General features: G+C 73.2%; 20 protein-coding genes. 9 read left to right on the top strand and 11 right to left on the bottom strand.

Features of this window, described 5'->3' with window-relative positions:
* Positions 1-162 precede the first annotated feature (162 nt).
* The 3 genes from FLX08_RS05780 to FLX08_RS40420 all read left to right on the top strand — a co-directional run bounded on the left by FLX08_RS05780 (position 163) and on the right by FLX08_RS40420 (position 1,666).
* Entirely contained in the window at positions 163-798 is a 636-nt protein-coding gene (locus FLX08_RS05780; RefSeq protein ID WP_142617155.1) for a TIGR03085 family metal-binding protein, read from the top strand.
* A 103-nt stretch (positions 799-901) separates the two neighbouring features.
* On the top strand, positions 902-1,066 hold the full coding sequence (locus FLX08_RS40425) for a hypothetical protein (protein ID WP_167530287.1): 165 nt from the start codon (positions 902-904) through the stop codon (positions 1,064-1,066).
* 438 nt (positions 1,067-1,504) lie between these two features.
* Entirely contained in the window at positions 1,505-1,666 is a 162-nt protein-coding gene (locus tag FLX08_RS40420; protein WP_167530286.1) for a hypothetical protein, read from the top strand.
* 198 nt (positions 1,667-1,864) lie between these two features.
* Here FLX08_RS40420 and FLX08_RS05775 read toward each other — a convergent pair whose 3' ends face one another.
* Complete coding sequence (locus FLX08_RS05775; RefSeq protein ID WP_142617154.1) at positions 1,865-2,152, bottom strand: chorismate mutase; 288 nt, start codon at positions 2,150-2,152, stop codon at positions 1,865-1,867.
* Positions 2,153-2,428: 276 nt separating this feature from the next.
* Here FLX08_RS05775 and FLX08_RS05770 point away from each other — a divergent pair, with 276 nt between their 5' ends.
* Positions 2,429-2,668 (top strand): hypothetical protein, encoded by a 240-nt coding sequence (locus FLX08_RS05770; RefSeq protein ID WP_142617153.1) that lies wholly within the window; start codon positions 2,429-2,431, stop codon positions 2,666-2,668.
* A 43-nt stretch (positions 2,669-2,711) separates the two neighbouring features.
* On the opposite strand, the gene hisF is transcribed toward FLX08_RS05770, so the two are convergent.
* The 9 genes from hisF to hisD form a co-directional block, all read right to left on the bottom strand.
* Positions 2,712-3,482 carry an imidazole glycerol phosphate synthase subunit HisF gene (gene hisF, locus FLX08_RS05765; protein ID WP_142617152.1) on the bottom strand — a complete coding sequence of 257 codons (771 nt, stop codon included), beginning with the start codon at positions 3,480-3,482 and terminating at the stop codon, positions 2,712-2,714.
* A 3-nt stretch (positions 3,483-3,485) separates the two neighbouring features.
* Entirely contained in the window at positions 3,486-3,905 is a 420-nt protein-coding gene (locus tag FLX08_RS05760; RefSeq protein ID WP_142617151.1) for a RidA family protein, read from the bottom strand.
* Positions 3,906-3,957: 52 nt separating this feature from the next.
* A complete protein-coding gene (gene priA, locus FLX08_RS05755; protein WP_142617150.1) occupies positions 3,958-4,683 on the bottom strand; it encodes a bifunctional 1-(5-phosphoribosyl)-5-((5-phosphoribosylamino)methylideneamino)imidazole-4-carboxamide isomerase/phosphoribosylanthranilate isomerase PriA in 726 nt (241 codons plus the stop codon).
* A 4-nt stretch (positions 4,684-4,687) separates the two neighbouring features.
* Positions 4,688-5,059, bottom strand: coding sequence for a hypothetical protein (locus tag FLX08_RS05750; protein WP_142617149.1), 372 nt, complete (start codon positions 5,057-5,059; stop codon positions 4,688-4,690).
* Positions 5,060-5,173: 114 nt separating this feature from the next.
* A complete protein-coding gene (hisH, locus tag FLX08_RS05745) occupies positions 5,174-5,806 on the bottom strand; it encodes an imidazole glycerol phosphate synthase subunit HisH (protein WP_167530298.1) in 633 nt (210 codons plus the stop codon).
* Positions 5,803-5,955, bottom strand: coding sequence for a hypothetical protein (locus FLX08_RS40415; RefSeq protein ID WP_167530285.1), 153 nt, complete (start codon positions 5,953-5,955; stop codon positions 5,803-5,805). Before FLX08_RS40415 ends, hisH begins: the two co-directional genes overlap by 4 nt.
* Complete coding sequence (gene hisB / locus FLX08_RS05740) at positions 5,955-6,560, bottom strand: imidazoleglycerol-phosphate dehydratase HisB (protein ID WP_142617147.1); 606 nt, start codon at positions 6,558-6,560, stop codon at positions 5,955-5,957. Before hisB ends, FLX08_RS40415 begins: the two co-directional genes overlap by 1 nt.
* Positions 6,557-7,633, bottom strand: coding sequence for a histidinol-phosphate transaminase (locus tag FLX08_RS05735; protein WP_142617146.1), 1,077 nt, complete (start codon positions 7,631-7,633; stop codon positions 6,557-6,559). The genes hisB and FLX08_RS05735 overlap by 4 nt, the downstream gene beginning before the upstream one ends.
* The gene (gene hisD, locus FLX08_RS05730) at positions 7,630-8,937 is read right to left on the bottom strand and encodes a histidinol dehydrogenase (RefSeq protein WP_142617145.1); all 1,308 of its coding nucleotides are present in this window, start codon (positions 8,935-8,937) and stop codon (positions 7,630-7,632) included. Before hisD ends, FLX08_RS05735 begins: the two co-directional genes overlap by 4 nt.
* A 199-nt stretch (positions 8,938-9,136) precedes the next feature.
* Here hisD and FLX08_RS05725 point away from each other — a divergent pair, with 199 nt between their 5' ends.
* The 5 genes from FLX08_RS05725 (at position 9,137) to FLX08_RS05705 (ending at position 15,595) form a co-directional block, all read left to right on the top strand.
* The gene (locus tag FLX08_RS05725; RefSeq protein ID WP_142617144.1) at positions 9,137-9,901 is read left to right on the top strand and encodes a DeoR/GlpR family DNA-binding transcription regulator; all 765 of its coding nucleotides are present in this window, start codon (positions 9,137-9,139) and stop codon (positions 9,899-9,901) included.
* 75 nt (positions 9,902-9,976) lie between these two features.
* Positions 9,977-11,485, top strand: coding sequence for an amino acid permease (locus FLX08_RS05720; RefSeq protein WP_142617143.1), 1,509 nt, complete (start codon positions 9,977-9,979; stop codon positions 11,483-11,485).
* Positions 11,482-12,921: an FGGY family carbohydrate kinase gene (locus FLX08_RS05715; RefSeq protein WP_142617142.1), complete on the top strand. Its 1,440-nt coding sequence runs from the start codon at positions 11,482-11,484 to the stop codon at positions 12,919-12,921. Before FLX08_RS05720 ends, FLX08_RS05715 begins: the two co-directional genes overlap by 4 nt.
* The gene (locus FLX08_RS05710; protein WP_142617141.1) at positions 12,918-14,363 is read left to right on the top strand and encodes an NAD(P)/FAD-dependent oxidoreductase; all 1,446 of its coding nucleotides are present in this window, start codon (positions 12,918-12,920) and stop codon (positions 14,361-14,363) included. Before FLX08_RS05715 ends, FLX08_RS05710 begins: the two co-directional genes overlap by 4 nt.
* Positions 14,360-15,595: an NAD(P)/FAD-dependent oxidoreductase gene (locus tag FLX08_RS05705; RefSeq protein WP_142617140.1), complete on the top strand. Its 1,236-nt coding sequence runs from the start codon at positions 14,360-14,362 to the stop codon at positions 15,593-15,595. The genes FLX08_RS05710 and FLX08_RS05705 overlap by 4 nt, the downstream gene beginning before the upstream one ends.
* Here the strand turns inward: FLX08_RS05705 and FLX08_RS05700 are convergent.
* The gene (locus tag FLX08_RS05700; protein ID WP_142617139.1) at positions 15,584-16,222 is read right to left on the bottom strand and encodes a hypothetical protein; all 639 of its coding nucleotides are present in this window, start codon (positions 16,220-16,222) and stop codon (positions 15,584-15,586) included. The two genes, FLX08_RS05705 and FLX08_RS05700, sit on opposite strands and share 12 nt — an antisense overlap.
* Positions 16,223-16,245: the final 23 nt, after the last annotated feature.

Here is a 16,245-nt window from a genome sequence, read left to right as displayed (position 1 = left end):
GGGGACGTTACTCACTCGGGGACGCCACCGGATCGGTCACCGGACCGACGCCGCCCGAGCCCTTGGTCCTAGTTACTCCCTATCATCCTGATCAACCGGTTTATTCCTCGGACACGCGCGGCGGCCGGTCCGGGCGGGACGGGGGACGCATAGGCTGATCGCGTGACACACGCCCAGACAGAGCGCGCGGCGCTCTGCGACCTGCTCGACCGCCTCGGCCCCGAGGCGCCCACGCTGTGCGAGGGATGGGCGACGGCGGACCTCACGGCCCACCTCGTCCTGCGCGAGCGCCGGCTCGACGCCGCGCCCGGCATCGCGCTGCCGTTCATGGCGGGCTACACCGCCGCCGTGCAGGAGCGCGTCAAGCGCCGCCACCCCTATCCCGAGCTGGTCGGGCTCGTCCGTCAGGGCCCGCCGCGCTGGACGCCGTACGGGCTGGTCCCCGGCCTGGACGAGATCGTCAACACGGCGGAGTTCTTCGTCCACCACGAGGACGTACGGCGGGCGCAGGACGGCTGGGAGCCCCGCGTCATCCCGCGCGACCTCCAGGAGACGTTCTGGAAGCGGCTGCGCGGCGGCGCCCGGCTCTTCCTGCGCAAGGCTCCGGTGGGGGTCGTGCTCCGCCGTCCCGACGGCGCGAAGACCGCCGGGCGGATGGCCGAGCCCGCCGTGGTGGTCACCGGCGAGCCGTCGGAGCTGCTGCTGTTCGCGTTCGGCAGGCAGGCGCACGCCCGGGTCACGTACGACGGGGACGGCGCGGCGGTCGCCCGGCTCCAGGAAGCCCGTTTGGGGCCATGAGGATGAATCACGGGAGTTGTCCGGAATTCTCTACGTAAACCTCGTGCAATGGGGCAGCATGTGAGACCAGCGCACGACGTGTGGGAGCGTTTGGGAGCCCCGGATGAACCTCAAAAAGGTCCTGACCTATCTGGCCATCGCGTTCGTGGTCTTCTATTTGTTCACGCAGCCGGCGAACGCGGCGGGCGCGGTCAAGAACCTGTTCGGGGGGATCGGCACGGGAGCCGAACGCCTGTCCGCGTTCTTCACCTCGCTCCTCTCGGGCTGAGCCGCGCCCATTCGGAGCAGCGCCGCTGCTCATGCGGAGCGGAGCGCCCTGCTCATTCGGAGCAGCGCCGCTGCTCATTGGGGGGCGGAGCGCCCTGCTCATCAGGGGCGTAGCCCCCTGGCTCGTTTCGGGCGGAGCCCCGCTCGGCGCGGGTTCGAACCCCCTTCGGCGCGGGTCCGGACCCCGCCGGCCGCGGGCCTGAACCGCGCTCGTTCCAAGGCCGATCCCGCATGTTTCAGGGGCCGGGCCCCGCTCTTTCCAGGGCGGGCCGGCGGAGTTCGGACAGGCCCGCAGGTGGCCGGTATCGCGCCGCGACGAGCCGGTGCATCCCGCCGTCTCACTATGAGGGCGGAACGGCCTCATGTCCTCTCGGCTAGTTATGATCATTACTGCCGCCGGGTACAAACGACCGGGATACCGACTGCAGGAGGCCCCCCGATGAAGGCGAAGAAGGTTCTTACGTACGCGGCCATCGCGTTCGTGGTCTTCTACCTCTACAGCCAGCCGCAAGCGGCGGCAGGAGCCGTGCGAGGCGTGTTCGACACGGTCAACACCGGAGCCAGCAGATTGGCGACCTTCTTCACCTCGGTGCTGAGTTGAGACCGCGGGCCGCCCGCCCCCGCTCCCCCTCAGGTACCCCCGATCACCACCACAGGCAGCGACGAACCACTAACGAACCACACTGACAGCCAGAGCCCCGAGGCTCTCCGCGCACAGGCCGGCAGGGCATCCGCCTTGCTCCGCCGGCCTCTCCTTTCGCATCCCCGCGTGACCGGCCGCGACCCCACGTTGCCCGGGCTACCCGCGCCGCCGGTGCTCCGTGAGCTCATACTCCACGAACGCCCCGATCATCGCCCGCCAGACGGCCTCGGCGACCTCCGGGGACAGCCCCTCGCGCTCCGCGCGCTCGCGTGCCGCCGCCACGACCCGCTCCACCCGGCCAGGAGCCCGTACGGCCTGCTCGTCCGTCTTGAAGGCGGCCGCGGCGCGCACGAGACGCTGCCGCTCGGCCAGCAGTGCCGTCAGACGGGCGTCGAGCTCGTCGATCCGGCGGCGGACGTCGTCGAGCGAGGCGGGGTCGGACACGTGCTCCTCCGGGCGGCGAGTCGATGATCACCCGCAACTCTAGGGCACGGAACCGCACATCCACTCCGGCGCTCGAGCCCGCGCCCCGTGCGTTCCCCGATCGCTCCCATCCGGCCGAAGTCCCGATAAAGAACACACAATCATGTATGCCGGTTTTCGCCCACTATCGTCCTATTTGCGGTGATTGGGATGGACGGTTGTGCGGTGTCCGGCTGACCATTTGAGGAGGGCGGACTCCGGAGCGCCGCGTGATCCTTTGACGGACAGGAGACAGCTATGCGTGCCAAGCGTTTCCCGAGCCTGCTGGGCCTGGCGTTCCTCGCCGCCTTCGGTCTCGCGGCGGCCCAGCCCGCTCACGAGGCGTCCGCCGCCACGACGTGCTGGGGGGACGACTGGTGCGGCCACGGCGGCCACGGCGGCGCCTTCCAGGGACAGTGGCAATACCAGTCGATGGCGTCGTCGTCGCTCGGGACGGGCCCGGACGCCTACCCCACGGCGATCATCGACATCGACTGAGAACCCACCTGCCGGGGGCCGGAGTCCGGCCCCCGGCAGGCGGTCAGCGGACCGGGTGCCCGGCCGCGCGCAGCGTGTCCTTGACCTCGTGGATCTTGAGCTGGCCGAAGTGGAAGACCGAGGCGGCCAGCACGGCGTCCGCACCGGCCTCCACGGCGGGCGGGAAGTCCTCCAGCCGCCCGGCGCCGCCGGAGGCGATCAGCGGGACGCTCACCGCCGCCCGTACGGCCCGCAGCATCTCCAGGTCGTATCCCGACTTGGTGCCGTCGCCGTCCATGGAGTTGAGCAGGATCTCGCCGACGCCGAGCTCCTCCCCGCGGCGCGCCCACTCCACCGCGTCGATGCCGGTCCCCCGGCGCCCGCCGTGGGTCGTCACCTCGAAGCCGGAGGGCGTGGGCGGCCCGTCGACCACCCGGCGCGCGTCCACCGACAGCACGATGCACTGCGACCCGAACCGGCGCGAGGTCTCGGTCAGCAGTTCCGGCCGTGCGATGGCCGCGGTGTTGATGCCGACCTTGTCGGCGCCCGCGCGCAGCAGCCGGTCGACGTCGTCGGCCGACCGCACGCCGCCGCCCACCGTCAGCGGGATGAACACCTGCTCGGCCGTACGGCGCACCACGTCGAGCATGGTCTCGCGCTCGCCGGATGAGGCGGTGATGTCGAGGAAGGTCAGCTCGTCGGCCCCCTCGGCGTCGTAGCGCGCGGCCAGCTCGACCGGATCGCCGGCGTCCCTGAGGTTCTCGAAGTTGACCCCCTTGACCACCCGGCCCGCGTCCACGTCCAGGCAGGGGATCACCCGCACCGCCACGGTCATCGCTCAGCCTCCGCCGTTGCCGTGTTCCACCGGCCGATAGGCCTCGACCTCGACCTCGACCAGCATGCGCTCGTCGACCAGCCCGGCGACCTGCACGCTCGTGCAGGCGGGCCGCACGTCGCCGAAGATCTCGCCGTGGGCCTTGCCGACGGCGTCGAAGTCGCCGGCGTTCACCACGTACAGGCGGGTCCGCACCACGTCGGCCCGGGTGATGCCGGCCTTCTCCACGGCGTCCAGCGCGATGGAGAAGGCGGTGAGCGTCTGCTGGTAGGCGTCGCCCAGGTGCTGGACCTCACCGCCCACGGTGGCGGTGCAGCCGGACACGAGCACGTGCGGCCCGGCCACGACCGCGCGGGCGTAGCCGTAACGGTCCTCCCACGGGCCGCCGGAGGAGATCCGCCCTTCGGGCATCTGCGTGCTCATGCCGCCTCCTCTCCTTCGGCCCCGAACGGCATGCGCCAGGTGTCGCGCTCGCTCATGCGGACTTCACCGCCGCGAGCGCCTCTTCCAGGGTGAACGCCTGGGCGTACAGCGCCTTGCCCACGATGGCGCCCTCGACGCCGTCCGGCACGAGCGTCGCGATCGCGCGCAGGTCGTCGAGCGAGGACACCCCCCCGCTGGCGATCACCGGGCGGTCGGTCCGCGCGCACACCTCACGGAGCAGGTCGAGGTTGGGACCGCGCAGCGTGCCGTCCTTGGTCACGTCGGTGACGACATAACGCGGGCAGCCCTCCGACTCCAGCCGGTCGAGCACGTCCCACAGGTCGCCGCCCTCCTGGGTCCAGCCGCGGGCGGCCAGCGTGGTGCCGCGCACGTCGAGCCCCACGGCGATGCGGTCGCCGTGCTCGGCGATCGCCCTGGCACACCACTCCGGGTTCTCCAGCGCCGCCGTGCCGATGTTGACCCGGCGGCAGCCGGTGCTCAGCGCGGCCTCAAGCGAGGCGTCGTCACGGATCCCGCCGGACAACTCGACGTCCACGTCCAGCGCGCCGACGACGGAGGCGAGCAGCTCGCGGTTGTTCCCCCGGCCGAACGCCGCGTCGAGATCGACCAGATGGATCCACTCCGCGCCGGCCTTCTGCCAGGCGAGGGCGGCGGCGAGCGGATCCCCGTACGAGGTCTCCGTCCCCGCCTCGCCCTGCACGAGGCGGACGGCTTGGCCGTCGGCGACGTCGACGGCTGGGAGCAATACGAGCGACATTTGGTCATGACCTCCGGTCGAAAACGATGGTGACGAACACCGGGAGCAGCAGGATCGAGCCGAGGAACACGCCCAGGCGGGCCATCCACGAGTCGAGCAGGATCCAGGCGAGCACCTGGACGAGGAACCACAGCACGACGACGACGCCGTTCTCCGTGCGGCGGCGGCGGGCGAGATAGCCGCGCTGCCGGGCCACCCGCACCGGCCTCGCCGGTCGCGGCAGCACCGCTGTCACGGCTCCGGCGAGGGGCCCCACGAGCCGCTCGCGCATCTCGCGCCGCCTGGCGGCCCTCGCCTCGCGCTCGGCCCGGGCCGCCGCGAGGCGTTCGCGCTCGGCTTCCCGCTCTGCCCTCCGACGGGCCCGTTCCTTGCTCATCGGGCCTCCCGCTCAGGTCCGGTCACGGCCTCGGCCTGGCCGGCCGTACGCGCCGCGGCCCCGCCGGTTCCCAGTGTCGCACCGCTGCCTCGAGATTTCGCCTGCCGGACACGCTCACAACGTGCTCAGCCAGTTGGACAGCAGCACGGCCCCCGCGTCCCCGGACTTCTCCGGGTGGAACTGGGTGGCCATGAGGGGGCCGTTCTCGGCGGCGGCCACGAACGGCACGCCGTGCTCGGCCCAGGCGACCAGCGGCTGCTGAAAGCCGTCGCCGGCCTGCAGCCGCCATTCGCGCACCCCGTAGGAGTGGACGAAGTAGAAGCGCGTGCCCTCCTCCATACCGCGGAACAGCACGCTGCCCTCGGGCGCGGTCACGGTGTTCCACCCCATGTGGGGCAGCACGGGCGCGTCGAGCCGCTCGACCGTGCCGGGCCACTCGCCGCAGCCCTCGGTGTGGACGCCGTGCTCGACGCCCTCCTCGAACAGGATCTGCATGCCGACGCAGATCCCGAGCACCGGGCGCCCGCCGGCCAGGCGGCGGCCGACGATCTGGTCGCCGCGCACGCCCTTGAGCCCTTCCATGCACGCCGCGAACGCGCCGACACCGGGCACGACGAGCCCGTCCGCCTCAAGGGCCGCGTCGAAGTCGGCGGTGACGGTGACGTCCGCCCCGACGCGGGCCAGCGCCCGCTCGGCCGAGCGGAGGTTGCCCGAGCCGTAGTCGAGGACGACGACCCGCCTGCTCACTGCCACCACATCACCCCCGCTGTGATCGCCATGACGGCCCCGACGCCGGCGAGCGCCGCCAGCAGCTTGAGGCCCTGCCGGATGCCCGAGATGACCCCGCCGATCAGGAAGAGACCGATGAAGATCATCCCCCCGGACGCGAAGGTCATCAGAGCACGCCCTTCGTGCTGGGCACGCCGGTCGCCCGGGGGTCGCGCTCCGACGCCTCGCGCAGCGCCCGCGCGAGCGCCTTGAACTGCGCCTCCACGATGTGGTGGGCGTTGCGCCCGTACGGCACGTGCACGTGGAGGCAGACCGCCGCCTGCGCGACGAACGACTCCAGGATGTGCCGGGTCATGGTGGTGTCGTAGTCGGGCCCGATCATCGGGGCCATGCTCTCGGGCTCGGTGTGGACGAGGTAGGGCCGGCCGGACAGGTCCACCGTGACCTGCGCGAGCGCCTCGTCCAGGGGGCAGGAGGCGCTGCCGAACCGCCGGATGCCCGACTTGTCGCCCAGGGCCTCGCGGAAGGCCGCGCCGAGCGCGATCGAGGTGTCCTCGATCGTGTGGTGGGCGTCGATGTGCAGGTCGCCCTCGGTCTTCACCGTCAGGTCGAACAGGCCGTGCTTGCCGAGCTGGGCGAGCATGTGGTCGTAGAAGCCGACACCGGTGGACACGTCGACGATCCCGGTGCCGTCGAGGCAGACCTCGACCAGCACCGACGTCTCCTTCGTGGTGCGCTCGACGCGGCCGCGGCGCTCGTTGAGCTCGGTCATGCGAGGACCCCCTCCAGCGCGGCGCGGAACGCCGCCATCTCTTCCGGCGTGCCGATCGACACGCGCAGCCAGCCCGCGGGACCTGTCTCCCGGATCAGCACCCCGCGGTCGAGCAGTCCCTCCCATACGGACCGCCGATCCGCAAAGGTACCGAACAACACGAAATTGGCGTCGGAGTCGGCGACCTTCAGGCCGCGCCCGCGCAGCCAGCCGACGGTGGCGTCCCGCTCGGCGCGCAGCGCGTCGACCGTGCCCAGCAGGTCCTCGCGGTGCGCCAGCGCCACCCGGGCCGCCGCCTGGGTCAGCGTGGACAGGTGGTAGGGCAGGCGGACCAGCAGCAGGGCGTCGACCACCGCCGGGTCGGCGGCGAGGTAGCCGAGCCGGGTGCCGGCCATCGCGAACGCCTTCGACATGGTGCGCGTCACGATCAGCCGGGGGTTGCCGGGCAGCAGGGTCAGCGCCGACGGCGTGCCCGTGCGGGCGAACTCGGCGTACGCCTCGTCCACCACGACCATGCCGGGCGCGGCGGCGAGGATCCGCTCGATGACCTCCAGCGGCAGGGCCGTGCCGGTCGGGTTGTTGGGCGAGGTCAGGAACACCACGTCGGGGCGGTGCTCCTCGATCGCGGCCACGGCGGCGTCCGGGTCGATCGCGAAGTCCTCGTCGCGCAGGCCCTCGATCCAGCGGGTGTTCGTGCCGCCCGCGATGATCGGGTGCATCGAGTAGGACGGCTCGAACCCGATGGCGGAGCGGCCGGGGCCGCCGAACGCCTGGAGGATCTGCTGGATGATCTCGTTGGAACCGTTGGCGGCCCACAGCCGGCGGGCCGTCAGCCCGTGGCCGAGATAGTCGGCGAGGTCCTTGCGCAGCTCGACGGCGTCCCTGTCGGGATAGCGGTTGAGCGTCGCCGCGCCCTGCCGTACGGCACGGGCGAGGTCGTCGATCAGCGCGGCCGACGGCGGGTAGGGGTTCTCGTTGGTGTTGAGCTGGACGGGCACGTCGAGCTGCGGCGCGCCGTAGGGCTGCTTGCCCCGCAGGTCGTCGCGGATCGGCAGGTCGTCGAGGGTCGTCATGCGGGCACTTCCCAGTCGAAGCGGGCGCGGACGGCGGCGCCGTGGGCGGGCAGGTCCTCCGCGTCGGCGAGGGCGCACACGTACGGCGCGGCCCCGGCCAGCGCCTCGCGGCTGTAGTCCACCACGTGGATGCCGCGCAGGAACGTCTGCACCGACAGCCCCGAGGAGTGGCAGGCGCAGCCGCCGGTCGGCAGCACGTGGTTGGAGCCCGCCATGTAGTCGCCGAGCGACACCGGCGCGTACGGGCCGACGAAGATCGCTCCGGCGTTGCGCACCCGGGCGGCGACCGCGCGGGCGTCGGCGGTCTGGATCTCCAGGTGCTCGGCGGCGTAGGCGTCGACGACCTTGAGGCCGTCGTCGAGGTTCGAGACGAGCACGATGCCCGACTGGCGGCCGGCGAGCGCCTCGGTGATGCGCTCGCTGTGCCGGGTGGCCGTGACCTGGCCGGGCAGCTCCTTCTCCACGGCGTCGGCCAGCTCCACGCTGGTGGTGACCAGCACGGAGGCGGCGATCACGTCGTGCTCGGCCTGGCTGATCAGGTCGGCCGCGACGTGCACGGGGTCGGCGGTCTCGTCGGCGAGGATCGCGATCTCGGTGGGCCCGGCCTCGGAGTCGATGCCGATGCGGCCCTTGAGCAGGCGCTTGGCCGCGGCAACCCAGATGTTGCCGGGACCGGTCACCATCGTGGCCGGGCCGCACTCCTCGGTGCCGTAGGCGAACATCGCGACGGCCTGGGCGCCGCCCACGGCGTACACCTCGTCGACGCCGAGCAGCGCGCACGCGGCGAGGATCGTGGGGTGCGGGAGCCCGCCGAACTCCTTCTGCGGGGGCGAGGCGACGGCCAGCGAGGGCACGCCCGCCTCCTGGGCGGGGACGACGTTCATGACCACGCTGGAGGGATAGACGGCCCGGCCGCCGGGGACGTAGAGCCCCACGCGGTCGACCGGCACCCAGCGCTCGGTGACCGTGCCGCCCGGCACGACCTGCGTCGTGGTGTCGGTGCGCCGCTGGTCGCGGTGCACCAGGCGGGCCCGGCGGATCGACTCCTCCAGCGCCGCGCGCACGGCCGGGTCGAGCTCCTCCAGGGCGCGTGCGAGCGCCTCGGCGGGCACCCGGGCCGACTCCAGCTCGACGCCGTCGAACCGCGCGGTCAGCTCCCGTACGGCTGCCGCGCCGCGATGGCGTACGTCCTCACATATGGGCCGCACCTTCTCCAGAGCGGCCTCGACGTCGAGGTCGGCGCGGGGCAGCACGTCGCGCAGGTCGGCAGGAAGGGACCCGCGCAGGTCGATACGGGAAATCACCGTCCCAGTCTACGGATGACCAGGGACGGATCCGCGTGTGTCCAGCATTCGGGACGGGCGTTTCACCGGCGGCCGCACCCCTCGGGAGCTGGGGAATCTGCTCCCCCGCACGTTTCGCCGGCCCGGCTCTTGACAGGTTTCCGGGCACTAATCCACACTCTCGGGCAATACCAGTCACATTCGGTCAAAGGCGGATCTCTTGCTTCCGGCACAGCGCCACCAGCGGATCATCGAAGCCCTCGGGCGGAAGGGGACCGTGCGCACCGAGGACCTGGCCGCGCTGCTCGGCGTCTCCCACGAGACCGTCCGGCGCGACCTGGCGATCCTGGAGCGCCGGGCGCTGCTCGTCCGCGTCCACGGCGGGGCGACCTCGGCGCCGTCCGGCACCGGCGAGGAGCTGTCCTACCTTGAGCGCTCGACCAGCCAGTCGGAGGCGAAGGCCGTGATCGGCGAGCTCGCGGCGCAGCTCCTGCGGCCGGGCCAGACCGTGGTCATCGACGTCGGCACCACGGCCGTCCACGTCGCCAGGGCCGTCCCCCCGTCCTTCCGGGGGGTGGTCGCCACCTGCTCGCTGCTGGTGGCGGCCGAGCTCGCGGGCCGCCCCGGCGTCGAGGTGCTCGTGGCGGGCGGGCGGGTCCGGCAGGGCGACCTCGCCGTCTCCAACGCCTGCACGCTGGGGTTCTTCCAGGACCTGCGGGCCGACGTGGCGTTCCTCGGCTCGGGCGGGGTGGACGCCGAAGCCGGGCTCACCGACTACTTCCTGGACGAGGTCGCGACCAAGCGCGTGATCCTCGCCAACACCGCCAGGACGTACGTGCTCGCCGACACATCGAAGCACGGCAGGGTCGCCGCCTACCGGGTGTGCCCCCTGGACGGCCTGTCCGGTCTCATCACCGACGCGGAACCCCCGCAACCACTGGCGTCCGCCCTGGTCAGGGCGGGTGCCGAGGTGATCAACCCGTAGGGTGGCCCGGCGGCGCGGCCACGCCGCCGGGCCCGGACCGTTGCACTCTCCCCAGTTCCAGCCAGGAGACGATCCATGACCCATCCTTCCACGCGCCCGCCATCGCATGATCGAAACAGCATTCATGACAACGGCGCAGATCAGGCCGACGCGGCCATCTCCCACGCCGGGTACGCCCAGCAGTTCTCGCGCACGCTGAAGTCGTTCGAGTCCTTCGCCGTCGCGTTCTCCTTCATCTCGATCACCACCGGCCTGTTCACCACGTACGGCACCGTGCTCAACTCGGGCGGGCCCGCGGGCATCTGGACCTGGCCGATCGTCGGCGCGGGCACGGTCGCGGTCGCCCTCCTGTACGGCGCGCTGGCCAGCCGCATCCCGCTGTCGGGCTACAGCTACCAGTGGGCGAGCAGGCTCGCCTCGCCGGTGCTGGGCTGGTGGTTCGGCTGGGTGTCGTTCGCGTTCCTCGCGATCGTCGCGGTGGCGGTCGACTACGGCCTCGCCCAGGTGGCGCTGTTCCCGCTGTTCGGCTGGGAGTACACGCCCATGGCCGGCGCGCTCACCACGCTCGTCGTGCTGGTCGTCCAGATGGTCCTGATCATCTGGTCCACCCCGATCACCACGAAGATCAACAACCTCGCGGTGAGCGCCGAGGTGATCGCGATGATCGGGCTGACCCTGCTGATCGCCGGGTTCGCGATCTTCGGCGGCCACGCCGAGTGGTCCAACCTCACCTCCACCGGCGCCGTCTCCGGCGACGGCTACTTCGGCTGGCTCGGGCCGTTCATGCTGTCGGCCCTGCTCGGCGCGTTCACGCTGGTCGGCTGGGAGTCGGCGGCCAACCTCGCCGAGGAGACGATCAACCCCAAGCAGGTGGTGCCCCGGGCCATGGTCCGCGCGATCCTGCTCAGCGTCGCCCTCGGCATGCTGTTCCTCGTCGTGGTCACCGCCGCCCTCGGGAACGACGTGGCGTCGATCACCGCCTCCTCCGCGCCCGTCGCCCAGGTGGTCGAGAACGTCCTCGGCGCCGGGGTGGCGCGGGCCTTCCTCGTCGTCGTGAGCCTCGCGATCTTCGCCTGCGGCCTGGTCATCATGGTGAGCTGCAGCCGCCTGGTCCACTCGATGGCCCGCGACGGCCGGCTGCCGTTCTCCGCGGCGCTGAGCCGGGTGCCGCGCGCCACCGGCGGCCCGACCTGGGCCACCGTGCTCGCGGCCGGCGCGTCGATCGCCATCGTGCTCGCCTTCTCCGGCAACGCCGACGCCCTGTCACAGCTCCTCGGGGCGGGCACGCTCATGCCGGCCCTGCTGTACGCCGGCACGGTCGCGCTCTACCTCGGCACCCGTCGCCGGCACCGGCCGCGGCCCGACGACTTCCGCCTCGGGAAGTGGGAGCCGCTGGTCGTGGCGGGCGCGGTGATCTGGCTGGTGATCGAACTGGCCATCTTCCTCATCCCGTCCGACTTCCGCACCGCGCAGGTGTACGCCCTGGGCTCGCTCGTGCTCGGCGCCGTCGTGTTCGCCGTCGTGTGGGTGCGCGGCCGGGACCGCCTGACCCGCGAGACCGGCGACTCCGCGGAGCTCCTGTGAGCGCGCCGGCCGTACTGGCGATCGACCAGGGCACCTCGGGCACCAAGGCGCTCGTGGTGGACGGCGACGGCGCGGTCCTCGCGACGGCCGAGGCGCCGGTCCGTCCGGCGTACCTCCCGGGCGGGCGGGTGGAGCAGGACCCGCGGGAACTGCTCGACTCGGTGCTGGCCGCCGGGCGGGAGGCCGTCGCGGCGGCGGAGGTGCCCGTCGGCGCGGTCACGCTGGCCAACCAGGGCGAGACCGTGCTGGCCTGGGACCCGGCGACCGGCGAGCCGCTGACCACCGCGCTGGTGTGGCAGGACCGGCGGGCCGAGGAGGTGTGCGCCGATCTCTCCGGGCACGCCGAGAGGGTCGCCGAGCTGACCGGGCTCGTGCTCGACCCGTACTTCTCCGCGCCCAAGATGGCCTGGATCCGCCGCAACCTCACCCGTGAGGGGGTGGTGACGACCAGCGACACCTGGCTCGTCCACCGCCTGACCGGCGAGTTCGTCACCGACGCGGCGACCGCGAGCAGGTCGGCGCTGCTCGACCTCGACGCGGTCGAGTGGAGCGGGGAACTGCTCGGCCTGTTCGGCCTGGACGGCGAGCGCCTGCCCGCCATCGTCGCCTGCGACGAGGTCGTCGGGACGACCCGGGCCTTCGGCGGGGAGATCCCGGTCGGCGGCCTGGTCGTCGACCAGCAGGCCGCGCTGCTGGCGGAGGGCTGCCTGTCGGCCGGCGAGGCCAAGTGCACGTACGGCACCGGAGCGTTCCTGCTCGCCAACACCGGCGAGCGGCCGGTGCGCTCGGCCTCCGGCCTGACCACGTCGGTGGCGTGGCGGGCCAGGGGGGCCACGCCCTACTGCGTGGACGGGCAGGTCTACACGGCGGCCTCCGCGGTGCGGTGGCTGAACGGCCTCGGCCTCGTCGGCGACGCCTCCGACCTGGACGCACTGGCCGCGCCGGACGCGGAGGGCGCGCTGTTCGTCCCCGGGCTGGCCGGGCTGGCCGCGCCCTGGTGGCGGCCGGACGCGACCGGCGCGTTCCTCGGCATGACGCTGTCCACCCGGCCCGGGCACCTGATCCGGGCCGTCCTGGAGGGCATCGCCGCCCAGGTGGCCGACCTGGCCGCGGTCGTCGCGGCCGACCTCGGCCGCCCGCTGGCCCGCCTGCGGGTGGACGGCGGGCTCACCCGGTCGGCCGCTCTCATGCAGGCCCAGGCGGACCTGCTGCAGGCGCCGGTGGACGTCTACCCGTCGCCGCACGCGACCGCACTCGGCGCCGCCGCGCTGGCCCGCCTCGCGGTGACCCCCTCGCTCGCGGTGGCTGACGCCGTACCCGCGTGGGCCCCGGCGACGACGTACGAGCCGCGCTGGCCGGCGGAGCGGTCGGAGGAGTTCATGACGCGCTGGCGGCGGGGTGTCCGCGCGGCGATCGATACGGGGAGGGACGCATGACCGGGGGAGTCAGCAGGTCCGGGCCGCTGCCGGACGGGACGGTCGACGTGGCGGTGGTCGGCGGCGGCGTGGTGGGCGCCGCCGTGGCCCGCGAGCTGGCCGGACGTGAGCACGACGGCCGCGCCCTGTCGGTCGCGCTGGTCGAGGCGCGTCCGGACGTCGGCGACGGCACCAGCAAGGCCAACACCGCGATCCTGCACACCGGCTTCGACGCGACGCCGGGGACGCTGGAGTCGCGCCTGGTGCGGCGGGGATACGAACTGCTCGGCGGGTACGCCGAGCGCGCCGGCATCCCGGTCGAGCGCACCGGCGCCCTGCTGGTCGCCTGGACCGGCGAGGAGCTGGCCGCGCTCCCCGCTCTGGCGGACAAGGCGGTGAAGAACGGCTACCGGCAGTGCGAGATCGTCGGTGCGGACGAGGTCTACGGGCTGGTCCCGGCCCTCGGCCCCGGCGCGCTCGGCGGGCTGACCGTGCCCGGGGAGTCGATCATCTGCCCGTGGACCACCACGCTCGCGTTCGCCACCGAGGCGCTGGCGCGGGGCGCCGGCGTGCTGCTGAACACGCGGGTCGAGGGCGTCCAGCGCGACGGCGGCGAGGAGACCGTGCTGCTGACGAACAGGGGCCCGCTGCGGGCCCGCTGGGTCGTCAACGCCGCGGGGCTGGGCTCCGACGCCGTCGACCGCCTGTTCGGGCACGAGCGGTTCACGGTCACGCCGCGCCGGGGCGAGCTGCTGGTCTTCGACAAGATGGCCAGGCCGCTGGCGAACCGCATCGTGCTGCCCGTGCCCAGCTCGCGCGGCAAGGGCGTGCTGATCAGCCCGACGATCTACGGCAACGTGATGCTCGGCCCGACCGCCGAGGACCTGCGCGACCGCGCCGACACCTCCACCTCGGAGGAGGGGTTCGCGTTCCTGGTGGACAAGGGCCTCGCGCTCATGCCCGAGCTGCTGAAGGAGGAGGTCACGGCCTCCTACGCCGGACTGCGGGCCGCCACCGAGCACGGCGACTACCAGGTCCACCTCGACGGCGCGGAGCGCTACCTCGTGCTCGGCGGCATCCGGTCCACCGGGCTGACCTCGTCCATGGCGCTCGCCGAGCACGCCGCCGGGCTGCTGGCCGAGGCGGGCCTGGTCACCTCCGTACGCGACGAGCTGCCTGAGCCGCCCCGGATGCCCAACATCGGCGAGGCCTTCCCCCGGCCGTACATGTGCGACGACCTCATCGCCGGGGACCCGGCGTACGGGACCGTCGTCTGCTTCTGCGAGCGGGTCACCGCCGGGGAGATCAGGGACGCCCTGGCCTCCCCGCTCCCCCCGGCCGACATCGACGGCCTGCGCCGTCGCACCCGCGCCATGATGGGCCGCTGCCAGGGCTTCTTCTGCGGAGCCGAGGTCGGCCGTCGCCTCGCTCCCGTGCCGGATTCTGTGGAGGAGTCACGATGAACCTCACCACCGACGTCGCCGTCGTGGGCGGCGGCCCCTCCGGGCTGACCGCCGCCGCCGGTCTCGCGGCGGCCGGCCTGCGTGTCCTGGTGCTCGACCGCGAGCGCGAGGCGGGGGGCATCCCCCGGCACAGCGACCACACCGGCTACGGCCTGCGCGACCTGCGTACGGTGATGACCGGCCCGGCGTACGCCCGCCTGCTGGCCAACCGCGCGCTGGAGGCCGGGGCGCTGGTGCGCACCTCGGCCATGGTCACCGGATGGGCCGGGGAGCACGCCCTCGACGTCACCACCCCGGAGGGCCGCCTGCGGGTGGACGCCCGCGCCGTCGTCCTGGCGACCGGCGCCAGGGAGCGTCCCCGTACGGCCCGGATGGTGCCGGGCGACCGCCCGGCGGGCGTGCTGACGACAGGGCAGCTCCAGAACGTGGTCCACCTGCACCACGGCAAGGTCGGGACGCGGGCCGTCATCGTCGGCGCCGAGCTGGTGAGCTGGTCGGCCGCGCTCACCCTGCGCACGGCGGGCTGCCGCACCGTGCTGATGACCAGCGAGCACGATCGCGCCGAGTCGTACGCGGCGTTCAGCGTGCCGGGGCGGGCCGTGCTGCGCGTGCCCGTCGCCACCGCCACCCGGGTCGTACGGATCAACGGGCGCGACACCGTGGAGTCGGTCGAGATCGAGGACCTGCGCACGGGCGAGCGCCGCACGGTGCCCTGCGACACGGTGGTGTTCACCGGCGGCTGGATCCCGGACCACGAGCTGGCCCGGGCCGCCGGGCTGGCGATGGACCCGGGCAGCAGGAGCCCGGTCGTGGACAACGCCCTGGCCACCAGCCGCCCCGGCGTGTTCGCCGTCGGCAACCTGGTCCACCCCGTGGACACCGCCGACGTGGCGGCCCTCGACGGCCGTCACGTGGTGCGGCACGTCCTGGCCTACCTCGGCGGCACGCCCACCGGCGCGGAGGCGATCCCGCTGCGGGCCGGGGCACCGTTCCGATGGGTCTCCCCCGGCCTGGTCAGGCCGGGTGCGGGCGCGCCGCCCCGGCGCCGGATCCTGCTGTGGCCGGACGAGCACCGCGCCGTCGCCAGGGTGATGGTGACGCAGGACGGCCGCGAGATCGCCCGCCGCACGCTGCCGTGGCCGGTCTCCCCCGGCCGGGTGTTCCGGGTGCCGTCGTCGCTGCTGTCCGGCGCGGACCCGCACGGCGGGCCGATCACCGTCTCACTGGCATGAGACCGTCGCCGGGGAGCCGGGCGCGGCGGCGGGCGCGCCGCCCGAGGCCGGGGACGCCGTGGCGACCGGAGGCGCGAGCAGCGGGAGCGTCCTGGCCAGCACCAGGGCGAATCCGAGCTGGAACGTCGCCTCGCCGTGGATGAGCAGCCCCTCGGTCTGGAGCACGTACACCGCGGCGAGGACGCCCCCGCCGAGCTGGACGAGGAAGAACGCGACGCCGACCGCGTCACCGCGGGCCCACGCGACGAGCCGCACGGCCAGCAGGAGCTGGAGCACGAACAGGGCCGCGCCCAGCCCCCGGTGCGCCCAGTCGACCGCCCCGCCCAGCGTGTAGGGCGTCAGCACGATCCCGGCCAGCAGCACGGCGAACGAGCCGGCCATCCGCCGCAGGTGGGCGGGGTGCGGCGTGCGGGCCGCCGCGTCGCGCAGCGCCCGGCTGGTGAACAGCGCGGCGCCCGCGAGACCCGCGGCGTACGGCAGCAGGGTCTGCCAGTGGACCCCGAAGTAACTCATGCCGTGGTTGACCGCCAAACCCTCCGGCCGGAGCGTGACGCACACCCCGAGCCCGCCGAACAGGCACGCCTGTCCTTTCGCGACGTCACCCGCGACACCACTGACCGTTCCCATCGACTGCCCTTCCCCCCGGCCGC

Source organism: Microbispora hainanensis (assembly GCF_006874475.1).
GTDB classification, from domain to species: Bacteria; Actinomycetota; Actinomycetes; order Streptosporangiales; family Streptosporangiaceae; genus Microbispora; species Microbispora hainanensis.
The sequence above is the reverse complement of the archived record's forward strand: the minus strand, read 5'-3'. Positions and strand labels throughout refer to the sequence as shown.